The organism is Pseudomonas sp. B34(2017) (assembly GCF_002112915.1).
GTDB classification, from domain to species: domain Bacteria; phylum Pseudomonadota; class Gammaproteobacteria; order Pseudomonadales; family Pseudomonadaceae; genus Aquipseudomonas; species Aquipseudomonas pharyngis.
Genome location: NZ_NEJA01000005.1, coordinates 1 through 25,893, shown reverse-complemented (window position 1 = coordinate 25,893; position 25,893 = coordinate 1). Strand labels below are relative to the sequence as shown.

22 protein-coding genes are annotated in these 25,893 nt (G+C 62.3%); 8 read left to right on the top strand and 14 right to left on the bottom strand.

The window, feature by feature from the left end; all coding sequences use genetic code 11:
* Positions 1-21: 21 nt before the first annotated feature.
* Entirely contained in the window at positions 22-579 is a 558-nt protein-coding gene (locus CAF80_RS16800; protein WP_085667760.1) for a DUF4136 domain-containing protein, read from the top strand.
* Between the two features lie 150 nt (positions 580-729).
* Positions 730-2,727, top strand: coding sequence for a pilus assembly protein TadG-related protein (locus CAF80_RS16795; RefSeq protein ID WP_085667761.1), 1,998 nt, complete (start codon positions 730-732; stop codon positions 2,725-2,727).
* Here the strand turns inward: CAF80_RS16795 and CAF80_RS16790 are convergent.
* Together CAF80_RS16790 and CAF80_RS16785 are read right to left on the bottom strand one after the other, a co-directional pair.
* Entirely contained in the window at positions 2,724-5,471 is a 2,748-nt protein-coding gene (locus tag CAF80_RS16790) for an ATP-binding protein (protein ID WP_085667762.1), read from the bottom strand. The two genes, CAF80_RS16795 and CAF80_RS16790, sit on opposite strands and share 4 nt — an antisense overlap.
* Positions 5,468-5,914 carry a TadE/TadG family type IV pilus assembly protein gene (locus CAF80_RS16785; RefSeq protein ID WP_039772502.1) on the bottom strand — a complete coding sequence of 149 codons (447 nt, stop codon included), beginning with the start codon at positions 5,912-5,914 and terminating at the stop codon, positions 5,468-5,470. The genes CAF80_RS16790 and CAF80_RS16785 overlap by 4 nt, the downstream gene beginning before the upstream one ends.
* Before the next feature lie 75 nt (positions 5,915-5,989).
* Here CAF80_RS16785 and CAF80_RS16780 point away from each other — a divergent pair, with 75 nt between their 5' ends.
* Together CAF80_RS16780 and CAF80_RS16775 are read left to right on the top strand one after the other, a co-directional pair.
* Complete coding sequence (locus CAF80_RS16780; RefSeq protein ID WP_039772500.1) at positions 5,990-6,460, top strand: prepilin peptidase; 471 nt, start codon at positions 5,990-5,992, stop codon at positions 6,458-6,460.
* Between the two features lie 126 nt (positions 6,461-6,586).
* A complete protein-coding gene (locus CAF80_RS16775; protein WP_039772513.1) occupies positions 6,587-7,363 on the top strand; it encodes a response regulator transcription factor in 777 nt (258 codons plus the stop codon).
* Between the two features lie 58 nt (positions 7,364-7,421).
* Here CAF80_RS16775 and CAF80_RS16770 read toward each other — a convergent pair whose 3' ends face one another.
* From CAF80_RS16770 to cpaB, 8 genes are read right to left on the bottom strand one after another with little or no spacing between them, the layout of a single operon-like run.
* A complete protein-coding gene (locus tag CAF80_RS16770; protein WP_039772498.1) occupies positions 7,422-7,694 on the bottom strand; it encodes a DUF3613 domain-containing protein in 273 nt (90 codons plus the stop codon).
* 16 nt (positions 7,695-7,710) lie between these two features.
* The gene (locus CAF80_RS16765) at positions 7,711-8,430 is read right to left on the bottom strand and encodes a tetratricopeptide repeat protein (protein WP_074689732.1); all 720 of its coding nucleotides are present in this window, start codon (positions 8,428-8,430) and stop codon (positions 7,711-7,713) included.
* A 40-nt stretch (positions 8,431-8,470) separates the two neighbouring features.
* Positions 8,471-9,355 (bottom strand): type II secretion system F family protein, encoded by an 885-nt coding sequence (locus tag CAF80_RS16760; RefSeq protein ID WP_039772493.1) that lies wholly within the window; start codon positions 9,353-9,355, stop codon positions 8,471-8,473.
* Between the two features lies 1 nt (position 9,356).
* Positions 9,357-10,241, bottom strand: coding sequence for a type II secretion system F family protein (locus tag CAF80_RS16755; protein ID WP_085667763.1), 885 nt, complete (start codon positions 10,239-10,241; stop codon positions 9,357-9,359).
* An 18-nt stretch (positions 10,242-10,259) separates the two neighbouring features.
* A complete protein-coding gene (locus tag CAF80_RS16750) occupies positions 10,260-11,528 on the bottom strand; it encodes a CpaF family protein (protein ID WP_085667764.1) in 1,269 nt (422 codons plus the stop codon).
* Positions 11,525-12,715: a pilus assembly protein gene (locus CAF80_RS16745; protein ID WP_039772487.1), complete on the bottom strand. Its 1,191-nt coding sequence runs from the start codon at positions 12,713-12,715 to the stop codon at positions 11,525-11,527. Before CAF80_RS16745 ends, CAF80_RS16750 begins: the two co-directional genes overlap by 4 nt.
* Positions 12,712-13,935 carry a type II and III secretion system protein family protein gene (locus CAF80_RS16740; protein WP_039772485.1) on the bottom strand — a complete coding sequence of 408 codons (1,224 nt, stop codon included), beginning with the start codon at positions 13,933-13,935 and terminating at the stop codon, positions 12,712-12,714. Before CAF80_RS16740 ends, CAF80_RS16745 begins: the two co-directional genes overlap by 4 nt.
* A gap of 20 nt (positions 13,936-13,955) precedes the next feature.
* The gene (cpaB, locus tag CAF80_RS16735) at positions 13,956-14,897 is read right to left on the bottom strand and encodes a Flp pilus assembly protein CpaB (RefSeq protein ID WP_039772482.1); all 942 of its coding nucleotides are present in this window, start codon (positions 14,895-14,897) and stop codon (positions 13,956-13,958) included.
* Positions 14,898-15,228: 331 nt separating this feature from the next.
* Between cpaB and CAF80_RS16730 the strand changes: the two genes are divergently transcribed.
* From CAF80_RS16730 to CAF80_RS16720, 3 genes are all read left to right on the top strand, one after another.
* The gene (locus tag CAF80_RS16730) at positions 15,229-15,444 is read left to right on the top strand and encodes a Flp family type IVb pilin (RefSeq protein WP_092163870.1); all 216 of its coding nucleotides are present in this window, start codon (positions 15,229-15,231) and stop codon (positions 15,442-15,444) included.
* A 77-nt stretch (positions 15,445-15,521) separates the two neighbouring features.
* Entirely contained in the window at positions 15,522-15,929 is a 408-nt protein-coding gene (locus tag CAF80_RS16725) for a response regulator (protein WP_039772480.1), read from the top strand.
* A 199-nt stretch (positions 15,930-16,128) separates the two neighbouring features.
* Complete coding sequence (locus CAF80_RS16720; protein ID WP_085667765.1) at positions 16,129-18,528, top strand: autotransporter outer membrane beta-barrel domain-containing protein; 2,400 nt, start codon at positions 16,129-16,131, stop codon at positions 18,526-18,528.
* Positions 18,529-18,545: 17 nt separating this feature from the next.
* Here the strand turns inward: CAF80_RS16720 and CAF80_RS16715 are convergent, their stop codons facing one another.
* From CAF80_RS16715 to CAF80_RS16700, 4 genes are all read right to left on the bottom strand, one after another.
* Complete coding sequence (locus tag CAF80_RS16715; RefSeq protein WP_085667766.1) at positions 18,546-20,216, bottom strand: ShlB/FhaC/HecB family hemolysin secretion/activation protein; 1,671 nt, start codon at positions 20,214-20,216, stop codon at positions 18,546-18,548.
* Between the two features lie 134 nt (positions 20,217-20,350).
* Entirely contained in the window at positions 20,351-21,889 is a 1,539-nt protein-coding gene (locus CAF80_RS16710) for a collagen-like triple helix repeat-containing protein (RefSeq protein WP_170928288.1), read from the bottom strand.
* A gap of 306 nt (positions 21,890-22,195) precedes the next feature.
* Positions 22,196-23,050: a MaoC/PaaZ C-terminal domain-containing protein gene (locus CAF80_RS16705; RefSeq protein ID WP_085667767.1), complete on the bottom strand. Its 855-nt coding sequence runs from the start codon at positions 23,048-23,050 to the stop codon at positions 22,196-22,198.
* A 2-nt stretch (positions 23,051-23,052) separates the two neighbouring features.
* The gene (locus CAF80_RS16700; RefSeq protein WP_085667768.1) at positions 23,053-24,405 is read right to left on the bottom strand and encodes a 3-oxoacyl-ACP reductase; all 1,353 of its coding nucleotides are present in this window, start codon (positions 24,403-24,405) and stop codon (positions 23,053-23,055) included.
* Positions 24,406-24,660: 255 nt separating this feature from the next.
* On the opposite strand from CAF80_RS16700, the gene CAF80_RS16695 reads away from it, so the two are divergent.
* Positions 24,661-25,893, top strand: a 1,233-nt coding sequence (locus CAF80_RS16695) for an acetyl-CoA C-acetyltransferase (protein WP_085695706.1), incomplete at its 3' end; no start/stop codon positions are given.

Sequence of the window (25,893 nt, the reverse complement as noted above, 5' to 3'; positions counted from 1 at the left end):
GTCTTCCACCGGAGAAAAACCATGTTCCGCCGTCTTGTTTTACTGGCCGTGGCCGCACTGCTCAGTGCCTGCGCCTCGAACCAGGTCAATCATGATTTCGACGCCAGCCGCGACTTTGCCGCTTACCGCAGCTGGAGCTGGAAAGACCCCGCCCTGCAATACCGCCCCGACGATCCACGGATCAAGAGTGATCTGACCGAACAACGCATCCGCCAGGCCGTCGCCGACCAACTGGATCAGCGGGGCCTGCGCCCGGCCGCCTCGGGCGCCCGAGGTGATTTGAATGTGCAGACCTACCTGATCGTCGAGGACCGCCAGCAACAGGTGACCACCAACTACGGCGGCGGTTGGGGTGGCCCGTGGAACGGTTACTGGGGCGCACCGATGTACAACGAAACCCGCAACATCACCTACAAGGTGGCGACCATTCAGGTCGATCTGCTCGATGGCAAGGACGGCAAACTGGTGTGGCGCGGCAGCGACGAGCAAATACTCAGCCGCACGCCGAACCCGGCGGATCGCAGCAATGCCATCCGTGAAACCGTGGCGCGGATTCTGTCCAACTATCCACCGCGTTGAGTCTATTGAAAAAGTACGGGAGCCAAATGGCTCCCGTTTTTTATGGGCGGGTGAAAATGGCGCGTTGCCAGCAGTGTTGCCTGCGCCTGTCTACACTCATACCCATCCATGGAGGTTGCGCCCGGCCGTGCGCCGGCAAAGGAGTGCGCCATGTCGCGTCATTCGCAGTGCAGGGGGCCAGCCCGGCAGCGGGGAGCCATCGGCCTGATGGCGGCCGCCACCCTCAGCCTGGCGCTGGTCCTGATGCTGCTGGTCGTGGACAGCGGCCGCTTGTACATGGAACAACGCAAACTGCAGCGCCTGGTGGACACCGCCGCCCTCGAAGCCGTCAGCCGTGGCGGCAATTGCCTGCCGGGGCTCACCGCCGCCAGTTACGCCGGGCAAAGCGCGACACGCAACGGGTTTGTCGCCAATGCCAACAACGTGCTCGTAATCGATTGCGGAAAGTTGGCGACAGCCGCCACCGGTCTGCGCACTTTTACGGTGGACGCCACGCAATCAGAGGCGGTCAAGGTCGCGGCCAACCGTACCGTCACCACCAGTTTCGCCGGCGGTGTGCAGGCGTTGTTCAGTGGCACACCCGTCAGTCTCAACACCGTGCTTTACGCTTCGGCGGTGGCGGCCAAACCCAAGCCGACCGTCGCTCAGTTGAACATCCGCAGTAACCTGACCAGCATCAGCACCGCGCAATCGAACATCCTCAATCCACTGTTTTCCGGGCTGCTTGGCGGTAACGTCAACCTGACGGCCCTGGGCTGGGAAAGCCTGCTCAACACTGACATCAACCTGCTTGGCTACCTGAATCAACTGGCGATCAACCTCAATGTGGCCGCCGGCAATTACACCCAGTTGCTCAATACCCAGGCCACGGTGACGCAACTGATCCAGGCCGCGATTACGGCGGTCCAGCTCAACGGCGCCACCGCTGAAGTGATTACCGCGCTGGGCCAACTGCAAGTGGCGGCGATCAATGCCGCGCCGGTCAAGCTCGGCGACATCCTGCAATTGCAGACCGGCACCACGGCCGCCGGGCTGGATGCCAATCTGCAGTTGCTGCAACTGGTCCAGGGGGTGATTCAACTGGCCAACAGCAAAAGTGCGGTGGCCGCGACCCTGCCGATCAGCGTGCTGGGGCTGGCGAATGTCACGGTGCGGGTCAAAGTCATCGAGCCGCCGCAGTTTTCCGCCATTGGCGATCCGGCACTGGCCAGGGCCAATCCCACCGGGCCGAACCGGATTTATGTGCGCACCGCGCAGATTCGCACGCTGCTTTCGGTAAATCTGCCGGTGTTGTCCGGGGTGACCGGGTTGGCCAATGCGGTACTCGGACTGGTTGGCACGCTGACACCGACCCTCAATGCACTGTTGAGCCTCAATCTGGTCGCCACACTGAATTCTGCCGGCTGCCTGCTCGGTGCCGGTTGTGAGCAACTGGACCCGAAGCTGTTGCCCTCGCCGCAGATCGACATCAGCCTGGACGCCGGTGGTGCCGTCAGTTATGTCACCGATTACAGTTGTCCGACCGGCAACGCCGGCACCAAAAGCCTGACGGCCCGCACCATTACCTCGATTGCCGATCTCAAACTGGGCAAGATCGACCCGACCAACGCCTTCTCTTCTGCCGCCCAACCCACCGTTACACCCTTGCCGCTGGTGGATCTGGGTACGGTGACCTGCCACAAGATTCTGGGGATCGGCAGCTGTGACCCGAGTACTCATGTGCCATATGGCGCCGGCGGCATTGCGATCATGGTCAACACCAGCGTGGCGCAGAACACCCAGAACCTGGTGTTTTCCAGCGGTAATCCGTTCGCCACACCGCCCAACCTGAAACTGCCGCCAAGTGTGATTGCTGCCGCGCCCTCAACCAACATAGTCAACAGCCTGGCAACCACCCTCGCCGGGATCAATCTGATCGTCTACAAACCCCAAGGCAGCAACCCGCTGGGGGCGATTGTCACCGGCGTCGCCAGCCTGATCAGTGATGTCACGACGATCCTGCAACCGGTGATCACCAATCTGGTGAGTCCGCTGCTGGATCCGCTGCTGAACAATTTGCTTAAGGGGCTGGGGATCAACCTGATGGATGTGGATGTCGGCGCCAACATGACCTGTGGCCAGACCGGCAAGGCCTATCTGGTGATCTAGTCGTCAGGGGCGATCGGCAGTTCGATGCAGAACCGTGCACCGTCCGCCGAGTTGCGCACACTGAGGTGGCCGCCCATGTTCTCGATGATCCCGAAACTCACCGACAACCCCAGGCCGGTGCCGACACCTATCGGTTTGGTGGTGAAGAACGGTTCGAAAATCCGCTCCAGCAAACGCGGGTCGATACCGCCGCCGTTGTCTTCGACCCACAGTCGCACGTTCTGCTCGTCGCGTTCGGCGTAGATCGAAATCCACGGCTTGAATGCTGAATCGGACTCGCGTTTGCCCAGCAGCGCATCCCGGGCGTTGACCATCAGGTTGATCAACACCTGTTCAAGCTGATCGACATACCCGCGCACCTGAACCTCGAATGCGGTTTCACTGATGCGCAGATCCACGCCTTTGCCGCGCATGCCTTCGGCCAGCAGCGACAGCGTGCCTTCGATGGCGCTGGCCGGGTTGAACAGCTGCTGCTCGATCTCGGAGCGGCGACCGAACACCCGCATGTGGTCCACCACTTTCGCGGCGCGCTGCACCTGGGCGTCGATGCGATTGAGTTTGTCGGTCAGGTAATCGATCTGCGCATCGCCGTTGCTCAGGCGCTTCCGTACGTTGACGATGGCCATGCGCATCACGTTCAGCGGCTGATTGATTTCGTGGGCCAGGCCGGTGGCCATTTCGCCAAGGGTGGCCATTTTTGCGCTTTGCGTGAGTTGCTGTTGTGAACGGCGGACTTCGGTGTTGTCACGGCCCACCGCCTGTACTTCGATCAGTTTGCCGTGCTCATCGAACACGCCGCGATCCGACCACACCCACCATGCATGCTCGCGCCCCGGTAATTGCAGGTTGATTTCGGCGGTGCTGACGGGGGATTGCGGAGTCAGCTGAGCCAGGCGCTCAACGAAGGCCGCGCGCTGAACGTCGGACATCCAGCTGCCCAGATCGACCCCGGCCAGGGCTTCGGGGGCGCATTCCAGATAGGTCGCCAGCGGCCGGTTGCCGAACGTCAGGATCAGATCCGGGCGGTAGCGGCAGATCATCGCCGGCGAGTCCTCCACCAGAATCCGGTAGCGTTCCTCACTCTGTCTGACCTGCTCGGCGGCCAGCGTCGCTTCGGTGACGTCCAGCCACAAGCCGACAGCTTCCACCGGCAGGCCGAGGTCGTTGCGCAACAGCCGGGCTTCGTCGAGCAGCCAGTGGTAATCGCCGCGACTGTCGCGCATGCGATAGCGGGCGCGCACCGAACCTTCGCGCAGCAGTTGCCGGGTTCGCTCGAAATACAGGGCGCGGTCTTCCGGATGAATCCGCTCTGCCAGCGCACTGGCGTCACAGTCCTCCAGGCTCCAGCCCAGCAACGGTTGCAGGCTGGCGCTGAAAAACGCTGGCAGCAAGGCGCCTTCGGCGTAGTGCTGGACATAAATCACCGCCGGCGAACTGGCGATCAGGTTGTCCAGCCGCGCATGGGCCGCAGCGGCCAGTTGCTGCTGGTTCTTGATGTCGCTGATGTCGAGCATGAAACCCACCAGCCGCCGGTGCTCGCCGGTGCCGGTGACCTGACCCTGAAGGCGATACCACGCTGGCGTCTGGCTGGCATCGCGAGGTTGCAGGCGCACGCACAGGTCGAGGATTTCCCCTTGCATCTGCAGGGCTTGCAGGCGGCTGCGGACTTCTTCGCGGTCGGCGGGATGGATCAGGCTCAGCCAGGCCTCGAGCGTCAGCGTCGAGCTGACCTGTTGCAGGATGGCGGCCAGCGTCGGGGCCAGTTGAATCTGCTCGCTATGGCTGATTTCCCACCAGCCTGTGCCAAGCATTGTCTGCAACGACTCCAGCCGTTCCAGTTGCACTTGATGCTGCTGCTCGCGTAAACGACCGAGCAGGGGCCCGGCCAGGGCGCCCGCCAGCATCAGCCAGTCGCGATCGGCCAGATACGGCGCGGTCTTGTCCACCGCGTAAAAACCGCAGAGCAGCCACGCCATCACGCCCCGATCATCGCTGTAGGGCACGGCAAAACCTTCGGCATTGCCGAACAGGCCCTGGACCCTTGAGTGTTCGTACTGGCCGTAGTGCGCACCCAGGCGCTGCGGGCCGGTGCCATTGAGGCTGTCGAGTGGCGTGCCCAGACGCTGGCCGTCATGCCACAGCGCCGGGGCGTCATGGGCGTGGAACTGCTGATGGATCTGCCAGCCCTGTTCCTGCTCATCGAGCAGGGCGAGTGCCAGGCACGGGATCTGCCAGCGCTGGGCGATCACCTGCAATTGTTCGCTGACGAGCATCGGCAACCGTCCCAGGCTGCAGCTGCGCACCTGTTTGCTGATCTGCTCGGCGAGCATGTGGCACGCCTCGCGCTGATGGGCTTGCTGGCGTTCGGACAACAGGTCGGCAATGTCGATCAGTTGCAGCAGCCAGCCATCGCCCAGCGGCTGGACCCAGCCGCGCAGGTGCAAGGTCTGGTCGCCAAGGCCGGGGAAATCCAGATCCAGCAGTTGGCCTTGCCAGTCTTGCGGGCGGCCCTCGATCGCCAGCGTGCAGTGCGCCAGCAGGTAGTCGTGCAACGGCAACGGTTTGTCGCGGGGCGTCTGTTGCGCCAGCAGCAGGCGCAGCGGGCCGGCCATTTGCAACACGCCGCCGTCGCTGTCGAGGTGGATGTGCAGGCCCGTCAACGGGGTCCCGAGCACGTCCGGCAAATCGCTGGCGACCATACTTCGCTTGAGCAGGCGGCCGAGCAGGTTGTCACCCGGAGTCAAAATTTCAGGCTCGAAATGGCGGTCAGGTTGGCGGGCAGGCTGGGGACAGCGCCGACGCCCGGCAACACCAGAAAGGGGATGACCTGATTGAGCTTGCTCACCGGGTAATTGACGCTGACGGTGAGCGTGCCCTGGGCCGGGTCGTAGACCGTTGACGTGTCCGTGCCGACCACCACGTTCAGCGACGACGGCAGCGCCGACAATTGCTGGGTCAACGCGGCATTCGCAGTGCTGACCAGCACGCTTGCATAGTTGGGAACCGCGGGATCGACCGCCACGGCGCGGCGGATGGCTTCGGCGGTGACCTGGTTGAACGTCTGCATCAGCACGAACGGCAAGCTGTAGCTGACGAGGCCATAAAACACCGCGAAAAAGATCACGAACACCAAGGCGAATTCAATCGCCACCGCGCCTTTTTGCGCCTTCCGAGAGCCGGTTTTCATCCGTGCGTCTACCCTGACAGTCACTGCGTAGTATCAGCATAGAATCATTCAGCAAAAACGGACGGTTTTTACCGGATGCAAAGCCTTGTCCTTCTGATCTGGTTGACCGCGTGCGCGGCTCAGGATGCCCGGCAACGACGAATTGCCAACGTTTTGACGCTGGGCGTCGGGACTCTCGCGCTGGTCTATCTGCTGTTTTTCGGTACCACCTGGATGGGCGCCGAAGCCGGGCAGGGAGGCTGGGCCTGTGTCGTGGCCCTGGCATTCACGTTGCCCGGGTATTTCATGGGCCGAATGGGCGCCGGTGATGTGAAACTAATGACAGCTCTTGGTCTTGCGACGGACGGCGTCTCGCTGCTCGGGATTTTTATCGGCGCCGGTGCGGCGAGCCTGATCTGGATTCTGCTTGCGCCAAGAGTCTGGCTGCATATGAGTCAAGGGCTTAGGCACCGACTTCGGTATATGGCGCCATCCGTGTCAAAAAAGCTGCCATTTGCGCCGTTTGTGCTGATCGGATTTGTGCTTGCACTACCTTGGATCCATTAGTCGCCAAGCGCCACTAGTCTTATGTACATAGTCGGAAAGTGGGTCTACCTTCAAAATAACGAGTTATACAGCCAGCGGCTGACAGTACAGGAATGGTCAGTTTTTGGCCCGGGCATGGAGTGGCACGTGAACAAGCTTACATCTGCGGTAAAAGTCATCGTTGTCGATGATCAGCCTCTGATCGTCGAAGAACTCTGTGAATTTCTCGAGAGCAGCGGCTACCGCTGTGTGCCGTGCGAGTCCAGCAAAGAGGCGATCGAGCGTTTTACGGGCGACACTGCTATCGGTCTGGTGCTGTGCGATCTGCATATGCCGGACATGGACGGCATTCAACTGGTGCAGGAACTGCAACGGCTGGCCGGCAAACACCGGGCGTTCGAAGCCATCATGCTCACCGGCCGCGCCGACAAGCAGGACGTGATCAAGGCCTTGCGCGCCGGGATTGCCGACTACTACCAGAAACCGGTCAATCTGGATGAATTGCTCGAAGGCCTGCAACGCCAGGAAGCGGTGCTGCAGGAGCGGCAGAAAACCCTGCAACTGGGCCATCTGAATCAAAAACTTCAGGACCTGTCGTCGTCCATCGATGATCTTTATCAGGATCTGGACAAGGTGCGTCGCGCGCCGGCGCCCGTCAGTGATGAGGCGCACCGTGAGGCCGGTGAGCTGGAAATCCCGTCGATCTTCAATCAGCTGTCGCCACGGCAACTGGACGTGGCGCGCCTGGTGGGCAAGGGACAGACCAATTATCAGATTGCCTGTGAGCTCGGCATCACCGAAAACACCGTAAAACTTTACGTTTCGCAGGTGTTGCGCCTGACCCACATGCACAACCGCACGCAGTTGGCGCTGGCCTTGTCTCCGAGTTCGGCGGCCTTGCGGCAGCGGGTTACGGCGCACTGATTGTTGTCCCCGGCGGCCCTTGGGCCGACCGGGACAGACGCCATGGTGTCTCCCCGAATCAGTTATTTGTCTCGATCTTGCCCCCGGCATCCGGGTCGTAGAAATCGGGGATTTCATATTTGTACTTCTTCAACCAGCGCTGCATCGCCAGCTCACGCTCGGTGGCCGTGGCCGCCTGCGGATCGGGGGACGCGGCCTTGTTGCGGCTTTGCAGCAACAGCCAGCCTTCGGTTTCCTGCTGCTGGGCCGAGGCCGGGCCGGCGTCGATGGCCAGCGCGCCGAGCGGCAGACTCAACAGGCTCAGGCAACACAGGGTCTTGAACGTGTTCATGGCATCTCCTTGAGGCTCACTTGATCGCCGGTTGCGGATCAATCGCCACCGCGACCTGATTGCCAGCGACGGGTCTGGCTCTGACCGGCGACTTGAGTTTCTCCGCACGCTCCTGGGCATCGCTGAACTGCTCCGGGGTCAGGTGCGCGCGGCTGACCACTTCGGCGGCTTGCTGCCAGTTGTTCTGGTAGAGCAGCAGGGTCACCAGATTCAGCGTCGCCAACTGATTGTTCTGCTTCAGCTCGATGGCGGTCAGGAACTCGAAACGAGCGTCCTCGAGCCGCAGCTGATTGAGGTACACCACGCCCAGATCATTGCGGATGTTTTCATTGGTCGGCGCCAGCCGCGCCGCCCGTTGCAGGTGGGCCTGCGCCTGGCCGTTGTCACCACGGGCGGCGTACAACTGGCCCAGGCCATGTTCGGCGTCGGCGTTCAGGCATGTGCCCAGCAGACTGCGATACAACGGCTCGGCTTCACTGCGTCCCAGCAGGCGATAGACCTTGGCCTTGCGCAGCCGCACCTCGACGAGGTTGTCGGGCAGACCCTGCAGATTGGCCAGGCTGGCGTGCAGCTTGCCGTCGCTGACCAGATCATCGGCGAGGTTCAGCGACAGCTCCTGTTCGGAGCTCAACTTGCTGCAGCTGGCCGGCGCCAGCATCGTCGTCCACGGTGCCTGACCGTCGGTTGCGCAACCGCCGAGCAGCAACAGGCTAGCCATGACCATCAGTGCTTTCATCAATCGCTCTCCATCGCCATCGCCATTGTCATTTTCATTGTCAGGACGCAAACGCCCGGGTGATTGCGGTAAAACCGGGTCCCGCCAAAACGATCAGCAAGGCCGGGAACAGCAACAGCATCATGACCACCGACATCTTCGCCGACATCTTCGAGATGTATTCCTGCAAGCGTGTCAGGCGTCGGTCATCCAGCAGTTGCTTGAGCGTCAGCAACGATTTCATCGCGCCGCCGCCCTGTTGAATCAGTTGTTGCAGGATCACGCAGGTGTCGGTGAACTCATCCACCGCCAGCATCGCGGCCGCCTTGTTCAACTCTTGTCCGAGTTCCAGGCCCGAGTCGACACGGGCCAGGATCAGACGCAGTTCGCCGGTCAGTTCCGGCAGCAGTTTTTGCCCCTCGCTGCTGAGTACACGCAGGGCCTGCTCGACGGCCATGCCGGACTCGAACAGGATTCGCAGCAGGGGAATGAACGTCGACACTTCCACCGCAATGATTTTCTGCCGCCGGGCAGCGGCGTACGCCAGCAGGCGCTTGGGTAGCAGGTAGCCGACACCGGTGGCGATCATCGGGACCAGCCAACCGTTGGGGGCGAGGGGGAAAAACACTTCTTTCAGAAACACGCCCAGCCCCAGTGTCAGCAGCGGCGTGCCAATCTGGCAGGCGGCAAACAGCGAACGCTCGCTGGCCCGGCGCCAGCCGAGCCGGCTGAGCAGGGTCTGGGTTTCACTGTCGATGCTTACAGAGCGCTGGCCGAACCGGCTGCTGCCCAGTGCCCGCAGCCAGTTGCCGAAACGGTTCTCGCGCACCAGGTGGCCCTGCAGACGCTGGTTGACCTGACGCACTCGACGCCGCTCGGTCAGCAGGTGGTTGCCGACCAGCAACAACGCCCCGAGCAACAGCATGAGACTGGCCAGCATCAGCATGTCAGACACTCCTCAGCATGCGCCACAGCGCCAGGCAACCGGAGACCTGCAACACCACCGCGACAATCAGCATGGTTCGACCGCCCGAGTCGTTCCACATGCCGAGCATGTAGCCGGGATTGGTCAGCATGAAGTAAGTGACGAGAATCACCGGCAGCGATCCGAGTACCCACGCGGTCATCCGCGTTTCGCCGGTCAGCGCGCGCAATTGCCGGGCACCCTGGTCACGTTCGCGAATCAGTTTGATCAGGTTCTCCAGCAACTCGCTGGCATTGCCGCCGTAGCGATGGTTGACCTTCAGGCCCAGGGCGAACATGCGCAGTTCGTCCTGCTCGTAGAGCTCGGCGAAATCGCTGACCGCGTCCGGCAGATTCACCCCCAACTGCACGTTGCGCTGCACCCGGCCCATCGCGGCTTTCAGCGGGTCCTCACTGGCCTCGATACCGCCCATCACTGCATCGCTCAGGGTCCGGCCGGACTTGAGGCTGCGCACGGTGTGGTCGAGCAACTGCGGTAACTGTTCGATCATCCGATTGAGCCGGCGTCGATACAGCCAGGCGATGTACAAGCGCAAAATCAGCGGCGGCGCCAGTATCAGCACCAACAGACCGATCCAGTCGGCCAGCAGATAACCCAGCATCATGGCCACGACCCACAACGACAGCCAAAGCCCGAATCGCTCGCTCGGCCGGCCAAGGCCTGCCCGCAGGAACATCCGCTCCAGACCGGTCCACGAGTTTTTTTCGGCCGTTGCTTGCGGTTGTCCGACGGCGAGGCGAGAGAGCACCCGTTCGTTGGCAGTCTTGCGCACGCCCTGCAGGAACAGGCGAATCGACAACCCCAACAGCAGCAGACAGAGGGCGATCAGAATAACCGGTCCGATCATGACGAAGGCTCCATGCGTTCAGCCCAGACTCGACTCGTGCCGCAACTTGTCGCCGGCCGGGTTGACCGCTTCGCGCAGGAAGCCGAAACCGGTGCGTCGATCCAGACGGAACAGGGTGTTGGTGACGTACACGTCTTCACGCACGCCGACCACTTCCACCACTTCACTGACACAGCGGCGACCGTCGGGCATGCGGGTCAACTGAATGATCACGTCGAGTGCTGCGCAGATCATCTGCCGCAGGGTGCGTTCGGCCACCGTGCGGCCGGTCAGGCCGACCAGGGTTTCCAGGCGCAGCAACGCATCCTGGGCGTTGTTGGCGTGGACCGTGCTCATCGAGCCGTCGTGACCGGTGTTCATCGCCGTCAACACGTCGAGCACTTCGACGCCGCGGATTTCGCCGAGAATGATCCGGTCCGGGCGCATCCGCAGGGCGTTGCGGATCAGGTCGCTGGCCTTGACCTCGCCATGGCCCTCGGCATTCGGCGGCCGGGTTTCCAGACGCACCACGTGAGGGTGGCCGAGTTGCAGTTCGGCAACGTCTTCGATGGTCACCAGCCGTTCGTGGGGGTTGATCAATTGGCTGAGAATGTTCAGCAGCGTGGTCTTGCCGGTGCCCGTGCCGCCGCTGATCAGGATATTGCAGCGCTTGCCCACGGCCTCCTGGAAACACTCGAAAATCGGCAGGTCGATGGTCTGCATCGCGATCAGGTCGCTGCTCTTGAGCATGTCCTTGCGGAATTTCCGAATCGACAGGCAGGGACCGTCGAGGGCGATCGGCGGGATGATCGCGTTGACCCGGCTGCCGTCGGGCAGGCGCGCATCGACCATCGGCGAAGACTCGTCCAGCCGCCGACCGAGCGGCGCGAGAATGCGCTGCATGACCCGTTCGACGTGGTGTGCATCGATAAAGCGCAGATCACTCTGATGCAGTACCCCGTCACGCTCGACGAACACCCGATGCGGGCCGTTGACCAGGATTTCGGTGACGGCGCTGTCGCGCAGCAAGACTTCCAGCGGACCGAAGCCGGTCAGCTCATCGACGATTTCTTCCCCCAGCCGCTCCATCTCGTAACGGGAAATCGCCAGGTGCAGACGGGCGATGTATTCGGCGACCTTGTCGGTGACAAATTGCGCCAGCAACTGCCGCGAGCCTTCCAGCAGGTTTTTCCCGGACTCCTCGATGGCATCGATGATGTAGCGATGCAGGACCAGTTTCAGGCCTTCGTGGTCAACATTGCCCGACTGGCCTCGCGCCGGCGCACCGAAGAGTTTTTCCGGGCTCATGAGGTGCCTCGCAGCCGGTCGAACCAGGTGACCTTGGGTTTGGCCAGACCTTCGGAGCGCTTGGCCAGCCGTTCGCCGAGTACCCGCAGGCTCTGGGTGAGTTTTTCCCTGGGCGCCAGTTCAAACAGGCTGACGCCCTGGTTCTTCGCGTTCATGCGCAGCTCCGGGCTCAAGGCAAGTACCGCGATCACTTCCAGGTTGAAAGTCTTGCCGAGTGTGTCCGCATCTGGCGCAACGTTGCTCAGATAGCGGTCGACCAACAGCCGTCCGTGATCGAGCTTCATGCCTTTTTCCCGCCACAGATTGAACACCGCCAGATTGCGTCGGCAATCGAGCACGCTCTGGTCGGTGTACCAGATCAGCTTGTCGCAATGGCTGACAAAGGTCCGCAGGGCCTCGCTGTCAGGCTGGCCGGTGAGGTTCACGACGATGTGCTGGAAGTGCTGGCGCAAGGCGCTGAGCAACATGAACAGCTCGGCGGCGCTGGTGCTTTCCAGGGGGGCGTCATTGTCGGCGTAGGCCAGAATCCGCAGCCCCGCTTCGGCACTGGTGAACGCACTGTCGATCAGCGTGGCGTCGAGCCTGCGCAGGTGACGCAAGGCATCGCCGAAGTGGAACGAGCTCTCCAGCCCCAACAGCGCCAGGCTGTCGCCACGGGGCAGCCCGAGGTCCAGCAGCAGCGTCTGCTGCCCGCTCTTTTGCACCACCAGTGCCATATGGTTGGCCAGTAGCGCGCCGTCGGAACTGCTCTGTACGCCGTACAACACCGTCAGGCCGCCCAGTTGCGCGTTGTGGGTCACCGGCGGCAGGCGTTTGCTCAAGCGGCGCACCAGCCCGGCCACTTCACTGGAGCGCGAGCCATAGGCGACGAAATCCCGGGCCCCGGCGCGCATCGCATTGAGTACAAGCTGATTGTCCATGCCGTCGCCGAGGGCAACGATCGCCAGCATCGGCTTGGCCTCCAGCGCGCCTTCGATCAGCGCGCTCTGGGCCACCACGTGTTCCCGGTCGAGGCCGACGAACACCAGGCTGGCGAAGGTGACGTCCACCAGCGCGAGCAATTCGTCGAGGCTGCCGCCACCGGCACTGACCACCTGGCCCAACGGCGCAAGCGCGCTTTGCAGCCACTCCAGGTCGGTGTTGTTGCGGGTGATGGCGAGGAAGGTCTGACTCAGGCTCTGGCTCATTGGGACAACCCGCTGCGCTTGTCGAAGTTACCGTTTTCCAGGAAAAACATGCGGTAGAAATTCGGGTCGTAGTTGCGCAGTTTTTCACCCGGCAACGACGGCAGTTGCGCCTCCGCCGAGAGCGGACGCACCAGGTGCGGGGTGACGATCATCAGCAGCTCTCGCTCTTCGCGCTTGATCTGCGAGCTCTTGAAAAAAGCCCCAAGCACCGGGATATCGCCCAGCCCGGGAAACTTGTCGACCTGGGAACTGTTGCTGGTACTGATCAAACCGCTGATGACAAAACTCTCACCATCGGCGAGAGAAATGCTGGTGTCGGTGCGGCGGATGGTCAGGGCCGGCACGGTGGTGCCGGCGATGTTCACCGCGTTGCTGAGGTCCAGTTCGCTGACTTCCGGCGCCACTTTCAGGGCGATGCGATCGTGGCTGATGATGGTGGGCGTCAGGGTCAGGCGGATGCCGAACTCCTTGTATTCGATCGACACGTTGTCGCTGCCGGAGCTGGGCACCGGAATCGGAATCTGCCCGCCTGCGAGGAAACTCGCACTCTGCCCGTTGAGGGCCACCAGGCTTGGCCGCGCCAGGGTATAGGCGAAGCCGCTGCCCTCGAGGGCATTGATGATCGCCATGGTCTTGCCGCCGATCCACGAGAAGTTGAACAGCGAGTTGTCCACCGGCAGTCGCGGTTGCGGGACGCCGTCGATGGGCGGCAAGGTGCCGGGGGAACCGAACAGGAAATTACCGCGGGTGCCGATCAGCGAAGCCGAGGCCTGCTTGAGCTTGGTGCGGCTGACTTCGACAAAACGAATGTCGGTCTGCACCTGGGACGGCAACAGCGCATCATCCGACGGCAGCGCACCGGTGTTGGTGAGGGCCGAGGTGGCGGCGCCCTTGACGAACACCATGCTCTGGCGCGGCTCGCTGGAGCAGCCGGTCCAGACCATCAGACTGGTAGCGCCCGGCGCCACGGCGGTAAGCAGAAACGATGAGTTGCCATTGGCATGCACGTCGGCGATTTTCGGATCGCCGATGGCCAGGCGCGTGATCGCCACCGGTGATTGCATGTCCTGCTGCCAGCCTTCGTTGATTTCGATCACTGGCGGCAAGCGCCCGAGGGCCGCGCAGTTGCCGGTGGCCGCCTGCGCGGCATTGATTGACAGTCCCATCAGCAGCATGGCCCGGAGCACGGGATTGACGATCGGCCAGGAACGACTCTGCATGCACTTGGATCCTTGCTCAGTCATGGGTTTTGTGGGTTGGTCTGATTGCCGCGAATCACTTCCACCGCGTGCCGTATCGCACCGCTGTGGTCGCTGCCGGGCGCGGTTTTCGGCGCGGTCCCCAGCGCCAACTGAGTGAACTGGAAGAGCTGGCTGTTGGCGGCCACCAGTTTGTCCGGCGCCTGACGTTCGCCGGCCCAATACCTGGCCAGGCGCTGTTCTTCGCTGCTGCGCACGGCCAGGCGCAACGTCCCGACCTGGGTGGCGAGCATCATTCGACTCAACAACTGTTCAGGCACCGCCAGCACCACGGTGCGCGCGGTGAGCCGGCGCTGGTCCTGTTTGATCTTGTCGTCGGCACTCATGGCGGGAGCGGACGGTTGACCGTCGTTGGTCAGGCCGTATTGTTCGCCGACACCGAGCACGCGCATGGCCGGCACCACAATTTGCGCCGACTGCTGCGGGTTGCTGGCGTCCTGGCGCAGGAACAACAGCACGTCGACGTAATCCCCGGGGATCAACTGCCCGGCCGCGCCGATCACTTCATCAACTGACACGGCCAGCGCGCGCTCATCTTTGTGGATCATGCGCGCCAGTGTGCCGCCGGCCTCGAAGCTTTCTTCGTTGAGCCAGGTGCCGGCGCTCAGGTGACGCCACGGAGTGCGACCCACTGCCTGCTCGATGGTGCCGAGGCTGCCGGCGGGGGCGCTGCGCAGTTTTTCAACGGCCAGATCGGCGGCAGTGAGGGGGGTGAAGGGCGGGACGTCACGCACCAGGACCACGACCGGCTGGCGGGTCTGGTCTTCGGCGGCAGCGACGGTTTTTTCGACGGTGACCACCGTCGGCGCGGGGGCCTCGGCAACCGGAGCAGGTTGCCGGCTGAGCACCAGCCCCCAATATCCGACAACGATGGCCCCCAGTAAAAGCGCCGCTGCAAGGCCAATGGTCACACGACTGTTCATGACGGCTCTCCCTTTCCTGCTGCACTACCAGCCCGCACTTCCTACCAAGGGAACATCGCAATCAGGCAGCTATGAACATCCAACTATTTCGCTATTTCCACGCTAGCTGAAACAAGCCAAAACGCCATTAGTGACAGACAAATAACCCACGAAAGTATGGGTGTTGGCCAATCAGCAGTCGAAATGCCGAGTTTGACGAAACGACTAATCCTTTATGACTAATCCGTTCTTACAGTTGTTGGGTGGGGGTTTGTTGACAATGCTCAAATGGCACGGCGAACGCTTTGTCGCTGCTGTGACATCGGCGCCAGGAGCGCAAAGGAGTGGGCATATGTTTCGAATGATCGTTGATTATTTAATGGCCAGAGCTTTGCTGCTCTACAAACATGAAGACGGTGCGTCGGCAATTGAATACGCCATCGTCGTGGCCATGGTCGCCGTGGTGGTGGTCGTTTTCGTCACTCCGCTGGGTGATCGGATGCTGGCGATCTTCAACAACGTTCTGGTGTCACTGGGCGGCACGACGCAAACCCGGCCAACGCCATAAGCCACAGCATGGTTGCGCCAGCACCTTGCTGATGTCGGGCTACACTCGATCTACCATTCAGCTTTCAGGTACTGCCCATGAACGTGTCTTCTTCCTCACGCCAACAGTTGCTTCTGGTTGACGACGAAGAGGACGCGTTGCTGGAGCTGGCGGAGTTGCTGGAAGGCGAAGGCTTCGTCTGTCATACCGCCACCTCGGTCAAACTCGCCCTGCATCACCTGACCCGCCATCCCGATATCGCTCTGGTAATCACCGATCTGCGCATGCCGGAGGAAAGCGGCATGTCGCTGATCAAGCGCCTGCGCGAGCACACCTCGCGCCAGCATCTCCCGGTGATCGTGACGTCGGGGCACGCGGACATGGAGGATGTGAGCGACATGCTGCGGTTGCAGGTGCTCGACCTGTTCCGCAAGCCGATCTATCACGTGCGGCTGCTGGAGACCCTGGACAATCTGTTTCCCAAGCCAAAGGTCAATGTCTCCTGAGTGCTCATGCAGCTTCTACTTCGAATACGCCGATCTTGAAATTGACGCCATTCGTTTGACATTTTGATGGTGTCGAAATGATGGCTCATGTACATTCCCCGCGCCCAAACCGGACGACCTGGTGGGTTCGGTAGGGATGCCTGAGTGAATTCGATACCCCTGCTGAAACTGTTTTTCATGTTTTGGAAGGGAATCTCGTTTGAATACTGATCGTTTGCGCCACTCGCTTCTGGCGTTGTCCATCGCTGTGGCTTCGCTGCACGCCTGCGTTGTTTCCGCTGCCGGTGCCAGTCTGAGTTATGACCTGAGCGGTGGGCCATTGAACAGCAATCTGCAGAACTACGGTCTTGTCGATCTGAACGGCAACGGGATCATTACTCCCGGCTCGCCGTCGACCTTGACCTACGGCGCCCAGTTCATGGGGCTGGCGGCTGACCAGTTGCGCAATAACGGCACTATCCGGATTGACGGGGCCAATCATGGCATCGGTATCAATCTGGGAGCCGCCGGTGCGACGCCAACCACTGTCGCCTACAGTGTGATCAACAAGGGTTCCATTATTGTTCACGGCCTGGCGGGGTCCGGCAGCTCAACCGGTCTTTCCGACATCGGCAGCACATTCAACGGCTCGCTTTCCAACGACGGGCTGATCGATGTCAGTGGGGCGACTGCCGGCGGCGTGATGTTGGTACATACCCAGCTGGCTGGAGTCACCAACAACGGCACAATCAATGTTGCCGGCCCTGATGCATTGGGTCTGTTTCTCGACGGTGCCACTCTCAAAAGCATCGTGAACAACACGGGCACCATTCGCGCCACCGGAGCAAACGCCGAAGCCGTCACTTTCGAAGGCGTTAACTTCAATACTTCGGCGGGGACGGGTGGTTTCAATCTGTTCAACTCCGGGACGATCTACGGCGAGTCGATTGGTGTGCATGTCAGCGGTCAGGCTCTCAATGCGTTGCCGTTTACCATTTATCAACTGACCGGTTCGATCGAGGGTGGGACGTCGGCAATCCAGGTCGATGACGGCGAAAGCTATTTCGACTTTTTTGGCGGTACGGTCAAAGGGGATCTGATCGGTCTGTCCGGCGTGATCATCGACGGCGATGCTGTTTTCGACGGTTCGACCATCAAATCCGGTTACGTGACCATCGAGGACGGGACGCTGACGCTGGTGAAACCACACACCACGATCATCGGTGACTTCGATATGGAAGAGTCCGACTCGGTGCTGGAAATGTACCTGGGCAATGACACCAATCCGGCGTTGCCGGTATTGAAGGTCACGGGCACTACCGATATCGCGCCGGGTGCGACGTTGCGTCTTTTGGCGCGCTCCAGTGATTTCCGTGTGACACAGGGTGGTACGAAGTACACCCTGATCAGCTCGGGCAGTCTAATCGGCGGCAATAACCTCACCGTGACCTCTTCCTCTGCTTTGCTGGATGTGAAGAGTTTTGGGGTTGTGGGCAGCGACATCACGTCAGTGGTGACCAACAAGTCCGAAGAGGTGTTGGCGCAAAACACCCTTGTGGCGGGTGGCAGTCGCAATGCCGCAACGGTTGTGGGCCGCGTGTCGAGTCTGTTGTCGCGGCTCGATGAGCAGGATCCGGTGTTCCAGGCGTTCGCCAACGCCAGCACCGATGCGCAATTGGCGCGGTTGTCCGAAACCCTCAGCCCGGATGTCAGCCGTGGGGTGCTTCACGCGGCCACCAACAGTCAGACGCTGGTGTCGGGCGTCATCAATGATCGCTCCAGCCGTGCCCGTACCAGTGGCGCTGCCACGGACAAAGGTGTCTGGCTGCAAGCCTTGAGCAGCGACGCCAACCAGGATGAGCGTCGTGGTGTCAGTGGTTACGATGCCGACAGCCACGGCATCGCCGTGGGTGCCGATGGCCAGTTGAATGCTGATCTGGCGGTCGGTCTGGCGTACAGCTACCTCGACACCGATGTGAAATCCGATCGTGGCAACAAGACCCAGGTCACCGGCCATGCGCTGACCCTGTACGGCAACTGGACGCACGACAACTGGTTCGTTGATTCGTCGCTGATGTATGGCTGGAACGACAACGAGTCGCGCCGCTACATCGCCGGTACCCGCGCCAAGGGTGATTACGACAGCAACGTATTCGGCGTCAGCGCGCTGGCCGGGTACACCGTGCGCCTGATGCCGGATGTGGTGCTGGAGCCGCAGGTCGGGGCGCGTTACGCCAATGTGGGCATGGACAGCTATCGCGAGAAGGGCAGTTCGGCTTCGCTGAATGTCGGCAGTCAGCGCTATGAGGTGGGCGAGATGGGTGTCGGCGCGCGTCTGGCGGCGGCATTCGATGTGGGCACCGGCAGCCTCGAACCCGAAGCGAAGCTGATAGCCTGGCACGACGTCATTGGCGACAAGACCGGCACCACGTCGTCGTTCGTGCTGGGCGGCGATTCGTTCACCAGCCGTGGCACCACCCCGGTTCGTGACAGTTATGAACTGGGTCTGGGCGCCAACTATCGGATGGGCGCGTGGAGCGTCGGCGGGTCTTACAACTACGTGACCGCCAGCGGTTTTGACGCTGACGGTTTCACGGCGAAAGTCCGCTACGCCTTCTGATTCAGCGGTCGGTCGTGCTACAGCTGATAACTGAAGCTGATGCTGTAACGTGGCCGGCGATTGAACGTATCCAGCGCTTCATCCGACATCGCCTTGGCGGCTTCCAGGGCGATGTTGTAGTACTTCGCATCGCCGAATCTCAGGCCGAGCGCCGCCGATGACAGGTTATTGGCCTGTACCGGCAATTCATTGAACCAGCTGCGCGAGCGATCGAGCACGAAGTACGGTTGCAGGATGCGCACCCAATTGCCGTCGCGGTTGAAGCTGTAGTTGATTTCGTAAGCCACGCCCCAGCCCTTGTCGCCGGACGCCTGATCATCGGGATAACCACGGCCGAAATTCTGCCCGCCGAACACCGCACGCTCACTGTCGGGCAGGGTGTCGTCGCTCCAGTACAACGCGGCTGACAGTACGCCTTGCCAGTTATCAAAGAACTTGTCGCTCTGCACCCCCGACAGACGCACCCTGAAAAAATCGAGGTCGATGGCGCTGTTGTTGGTGTGCGCGCCCAGGCTGTCGAAGCCCTGGTACACGCCGCCGCTGAGAATACGCAGTTGCCGGGCATCGGCCTTGCGCCAGTCGCTTTCGAAGGCGAGGGCGCGGATGTCGGTGCGTTCTTCGACGCTCAGCGGGTAGCCGATCACGTTGTAGCGGGTCTTGTCATTGACGGCGTACAGGCGTGATCCGGCAGTCAGCAGTTCATCCGAGGCGGCAATCAGCGGCAAGGTGAAACCGAGCGAATAACGGTCGTTTTCGCGGTGTGGCTTGAGTTCCAGTCCGTTGTTCAACAGCACATTGGTGCCGGGATCGGCCCGGTAGCGCGAGGCCGACAGGCTCAGTTGCGCGCCTTCGTCGTTGATGAACTGGTTGTAGTCCAGCCGGTAGTAATGCTCGTGATCATCTCCCGGTGGAAACAGGCCGCTGAGGCTCAACTGTTCGCCCATCGAGGTTTGTGAATTGCTGCTGACGCCGAGCAATGCCTGGGTGCCGTTGCGGTTGTCTTCGGTGGTGCTCAGGGTGCTGGTGAACGGTTTGCGGCTGGCTTGGGCCACCAGCGTGGTTGCACCGTCGGTGGTGCCGGGCGGCGGCACCTGGGCCTGGATCGTCACGCCGGGAATGCGGGTCATCAGTGTGGTGTAGCGCTCGAACGTCTTGCGCGTCAGCGGGCGTTCGGCCTGGAGCTTGGCGGCCAATCGGTCGAGCAGGGCTTTGACCCGCCCGACGTCGCCCGCGATCTGCACGTCCCGCACGTAGCCTTCCACCAGCACGACGCGCGCCACGCCGTCGTCGAAGGTCTGTTGTGGCAGGAAGGCGTATGACAGCAGATAACCGTCCTGCTGGTAGCGACGGGTGATGTTGCGGGTGGCTTCGATCAGGTCGGCGAGGCTGCTCTCGCGGCCGATCAGCGGTTTGTAGATTTCGGCCAGTTCGTTCAGCGGGTAGAGCGTGCCGCCTTCGATCTGCACAGTCCTGAGGTTAATCTTTGTGCCCATCAGCAACGGCTGGGCGGCCGTGGCACCGGGCTCCGGCACTTGCAGCGGCGCCGCGTTCGGCCGGTAGGCGTCGGCGGGCAGGTTCGGCACCGGCAGGTTGCGGATGGTTTCGTTGCTGTTGAGAAAACTGGGCAGGGTGTCGGCGAGGGCGGTGGAACTGAGACTGAGAAACAGCAGGGATGCCATAACGCGCATAGGACACTCCATGTTCAAACCCCAGCACCGGGCGGGTTTTCTCCTAAGAAAAAAGCGGAAGACTCGTGGGAATCTTCCGCCCTCAACCAAGCGTAGGCGCTGTAGGTTCGGCCGTCGAATCGGCCAGGTGCAAATCAGCGATTGTTCCCTCCCAACGCGCCGGTCAGGCCGCCGAGGACGCCACCCAGTCCGCCGCCAGTCCCGGTGGCAGTGCCACCGTTGACCAGTCCGCCGACCGCAGTGACGGTGTTGCCCACCGTGGTGACAGTGTTGCCGACCGCCGCCACGACCGGGTTGCTGTTGGTGCCGGCGATCGCGTTGCCCAGATTGCCGACGGCGCCGCCAACCTGGCTGGTGAGACCCGCGACCGGAGTGCCGAGCCCGGTGGTGGCGCCGACGTTCTGGGTCAGGCTGGTGACCGCGGTGGTGACTGGCGCAAGTCCGGCACCCACGTTGTTGCCCAGGGTTGCCAGGGGAGTGGTCGGGCTGGTGATCGGCGAGCCCGAACCGCCGAGCACGGTGTTGAGCGAGGCCACGGTGTTGCCGGCCGCTGCCAGAACACCACCCGGTGCGGCGAGGCTGCCATTGCCGCTGCTCAAGCCGGCGCCGACGTTCACGACTGCGCCGCCGACGGTTTGCAGCAGGCCATTGCTGCCCAGACCGCCACCGACGCCCGTTCCCGAACCGGTGCCGTTGTCTACCAGCCCGCCGGCCTTGCCGACCGCAGTGCCGACATTGCTCAGGGCACCGCCGACGGTGTTGGTCAGGGCGTTGCCGTTGCCGGCGACAGTGACCTTGTCACCCACGCCGTCAACCGTGCTGCCGACCTTCTGGACCAAACCGTTCAACGGCGCGCCCAGCCCTGTAGCCGTACCGAGTTTGTCCGTGGTGCTTTCGACCATGGCAATCACCGGCACCAGTTTGCTGCCGACTTCTTTGGTAACCGAGCCGAGTGGGCCGGTGGTGGTGGCGGTGCTGAGGGTGTCGCCGAGCATGGTGACCTTTTCGCCGACCCCGTTGAGCACTGGGGCGACCTTGGTTACCACACCGCCAACCACGGGGACGCTGCCCGTGGCAGTGGCCAGTTTGCCGCTCAGGTCGGACACGCCGTTACCCACATCCTGCACCACGCCGCCGACCGCCGAAGCGGTGACGCCCAGACCATTGTCGGTGGTCGCCAGTTTGCCGATGCCGTTGGCTACGCCGTCACCCAGCGTGGTCACTACGTTGCCGGCAGTCCGGGCCGCGCTTTGCACCACGCCGCCAACGACAGGCACGCCGCTCAGGGAATCACCGACCTGGCCGACACCATCGCCGACGCCGCTGACGGTATTGCCGACGTCCTGCACCAGGGTGGTGGTAACCAGAGGTGTCGGTGTACTCGGGTTGGTTGGGTTGGTCGGATCCGTCGGGTCGGTGGGATTGGTCGGATTGGTCGGATCCGTTGTCCCTCCCGTTCCACCAGTACCGCCAGTGCCGCCAGTGCCCGCGGTGTCTCCGGCTCCACCCGTGCCACCAGTACCTGCAGTCGAGCTGTCGGGGGAAGAACTGCCGGAACTGCTGTGATGACCGCCGCCGCCACTGCTGCAACCGGCCAGACCGAGGGAGAGAATGAGGGCCAGTGCCGTTGCCGATTTGCACCACGCCGCCTGAGCTTTCATCTGAGTTTTCATGAGCGTTATTCCTTGCACCTGTCACAACGTTTGTTGTTTTCGATGGCCCGCCGATTCTGTTGCCGGCAGTGCCTTCGTCCGTTGTGCTCATATCAGTCGCAAGGCCGGATCCACGCCATTCTCAAGTTGGTATTAACGCCTTTATGCAGGGGGCTGCGAATGCCGCCTAACGACTAATACCGAGGATATAGGCGCGCAAAAAAAAGCCTTGAAAATCAAGGCTGGGTTTCGGCGAGGGATGTTTGTGCGGCGCGGGAAAACTTAAGTGATATATACACAATTGAGCAGGTTTTCCCGGCCTCGATGTCAGGCTACCGGCTGCCAGTTGCCCACCATGTGCTCCAGATCCCCGGCGCCGATCAGGCGTAACTCACCGCTGGAACCGGCAGCGCTGGCGAACAGGCTCACCTCGCTCGGCAGGCGCACCGGTTTGCGAAAGTGCACGGTGACCTCAAGGTTGGCCTTGGGCAGATGATCTGCCAGAGCTGCCAGTGTGCGGGCCTCGTTCCATAACCCGTGGGCGATGGCCGTGGGGAAACCGAACAGCTTGGCACTGGCGGCACTCAGGTGGATCGGGTTGTAGTCGCCGGAGACTTTCGCGTACTGCCGGCCGATGTCCGCCGGGGCCTTCCATTGCGCCACTTGCATCAGCGGCAGCGCCGGCTCCCAGGCCTGTTCGACCGGTTCGCCTTCAAGCTTCACGCCGCGACAGAGCATTTGGCTTTCGGCTTCCCACAACGGGCCGAGTTGATCGTCGAGGGTGGTCAGCAGATCGAAGGTCGCGCCTTTGGGATGGGGTTGCAGGTTATGCACCCGGACGCTGACTTGCGCACGACTGATCCCGCCCATCGGCCGCAATACGCGGATGCGATTGCTCAGATGAATCAGCCCCAGCAGCGGGAACGGAAAGTCTTTGGCCGTCAGCAATTGCATCTGCAGCGCGAACGCGAGGATATGCGGATAGGTCGGCGGCAGCAGGCCGTCATCGGCGAAACCGCAGACCTTGCGATACGCCGCCAGACGTTTGCCAGCCACCTCGACGGCGCAGCGCAAACCGCTGTCGGGCAGGGTGGTGCCGGTGATTTTGCGTCGGGTCGCCGCCCGGGCATACAGCCCCGGCAGGCTCGGTTCCTGGTGCAGCGTTTGCCATTCGATGCTCATGTTCAGGCCCCCAGAACGCTTTGGCCGCACACCCGCAGCGCTTGCCCGGTGAACGCGCCGGTGCCCGGCTGGGCCAGCCAGGCCACGGCTTCGGCGACGTCCTGCGGCAGGCCGCCCTGGCCCAGCGAACTCATGCGCCGCCCGGCTTCACGCAGGCCGAACGGGATGTGCGCGGTCATCTGGGTCTCGATGAACCCCGGCGCCACGGCGTTGATGCTGATACCGCGTTCCAGCAGGGTCGGCGCCCAGGCCTGGGCCAGTCCGATCAGCCCGGCTTTGCTTGCCGCGTAGTTGGTCTGCCCGCGATTGCCGGCGATGCCGCTGATCGAGGCCAGCAGAATGACCCGGGCGTTATCGCGCAGAGTGCCGCTGTCGAGCAGGGCTTTGGTCAGCACTTGCGGTGCGTTGAGGTTGACCGCCAACACCGCGTCCCAGAATTCCGGCGTCATGTTGGCCAGGGTCTTGTCACGGGTGATGCCGGCGTTGTGCACCAGAATGTCGAGGCCGTCCGGCAGCTGTTCGATCAGTTGCGCGGCAGCATCTTCGGCGCAGATGTCGAGGGTGATGGCGCGCCCGCCGAGACGTGCGGCGAGGGCTTCGAGATCGGTCTTGGCCGGCGGCACGTCGAGCAGGATCACTTCGGCGCCGTCCCTGGCCAGGGTTTCGGCGATGGAGGCGCCGATGCCGCGCGCCGCGCCGGTAACCAGTGCTATACGTCCGGCCAACGGGCGCGTCCAGTCGGTGACCTGGGTGGCGCAGGCCGTCAGACGGATCACTTGCCCGGAGACGAACGCGCTTTTCGGCGAGAGGAAAAACCGCAGCGGCCCTTCGAGCTGATCCTCAGCACCTTCGCCGACGTAGATCAGTTGCAGCGTGCCACCGCTGCGCAGTTCCTTGGCCAGCGAGCGAGAGAAGCCTTCAAGCGCTCGCTGTGCGCTGGCGGCAAACGGTTCACGCAAGGTTTCCGGGGCGCGGCCGAGAATCACCAGGTGCGCGCTGGTGTTGAGGTTTTTCATCAACGGCTGGAAGAACTCGCGCAGCTGCTTGAGCTGGTCGGTGTGCTGCAAATCGCTGGCGTCGAACACCACGGCCTTGAGTTTCGGGCCATGGCCGGGAATCCATTGGGTGGCGCTCGCCGGCTGGTCGCCGTAGCGGTAGATCGCGTCGGTCAGGCGATTGGCGAAGGTGCTGACCCGCTCGGCCAGCGGACCACCGCCGATCAGCAGCGCACCGTCCACCGGCCGCAGGCGCCCGGCCTGCCAGCGTTCCAGCCGCACCGGCGACGGCAGGCCCAGGGCTCCGACCAGACGGTGGCCGATGGACGAGTTGGCGAAGTCGATATAGCGGTCAGACATGGAACGCTCTCCAGAAGATGGGGTTCAAAGTGTGGACTGCGAAGGGCAATCAATCGTTCGATCCACGCAATAAGGCCTACGCTAGAACACTGAGGTTTAGCAGGTCTTGCAGATAAATGCGGACCTTGTGGGAGCGAGCCTGCTCGCGAAGGCGTCGTCAGCTTCAACATCCTGGCGCCTGACAGTCAGCCATCGCGAGCAGGCTCGCTCCCACAGGGATCGTTTTTCAATTCAGAATTTCACAAGGAGTTTTTCATGAGTCAGCTGCGCCGCGTCGCGATCATTGGTGGCAACCGCATTCCGTTCGCCCGTTCCAACGGGCCGTATGCCACCGCCAGCAATCAGGTGATGCTCACCGCCGCCCTCGAAGGCCTGATCGAACGCTACAACCTGCACGGCCAGCGCATCGGCGAAGTGGTCGCGGGGGCGGTGCTGAAATTGTCACGGGATATGAACCTGACCCGCGAATGCGTGCTCGGTTCGCGGTTGTCGCCGGCGACCCCGGCCTACGACATTCAGCAGGCCTGCGGCACCGGCCTGGAAGCGGCGTTGCTGGTGGCAAACAAGATCGCCCTTGGCCAGATCGACTGCGGCATTGCCGGCGGCGTCGACACCACATCGGACGCGCCGATCAGCGTCAGCGAAGGCCTGCGCAAGATCCTTCTGCAAGCCAACCGCGCCAAGACCACCGGCGACAAGCTCAAGACCTTTCTGCAATTGCGCCCTAAACACCTGATCCCCGAATTCCCGCGCAACGGCGAACCGCGCACCGGTCTGTCGATGGGCGAGCACTGCGAACTGATGGCGCAGACCTGGAACATCCCCCGCGAAGAACAGGATCAACTGGCCTTCGAAAGCCACCACAAACTGGCGGCGTCCTACAGCGAAGGCTGGCACAACGACCTGATGACCCCATTCCTCGGCTTGACCCGCGACAACAACCTGCGCCCGGACCTGACCCTGGAAAAACTCGCGACCCTGAAACCGGCCTTCGAGAAAAGCGCCAAGGGTACGCTGACCGCCGGCAACTCGACGCCGCTGACCGATGGCGCGTCGGTGGTGCTGTTGGGCAGCGAGGAGTGGGCCAAGGAACGTGGTCTGCCGATACTTGCGTATCTGCGCGACGGCGAAGCGGCGGCGGTGGATTTCGTCAACGGTGCCGAAGGACTTTTGATGGCGCCGGTGTACGCGGTGCCACGCTTGCTGGCGCGCAATGGTTTGACCTTGCAGGACTTCGACTACTACGAAATCCACGAGGCCTTTGCCGCGCAAGTGTTGTGCACGTTGAAGGCCTGGGAGGATCCGGAATACTGCAAGACCCGGCTCGGGCTGGACGCGCCGCTGGGCTCGATTGATCGCAGCCGCCTGAACGTCAAGGGCAGCTCGCTGGCGGCGGGGCATCCGTTTGCCGCGACGGGCGGGAGGATTGTGGCGAACCTGGCGAAGTTGCTGGATGCGGCGGGGCAGGGGCGGGGGTTGATTTCGATT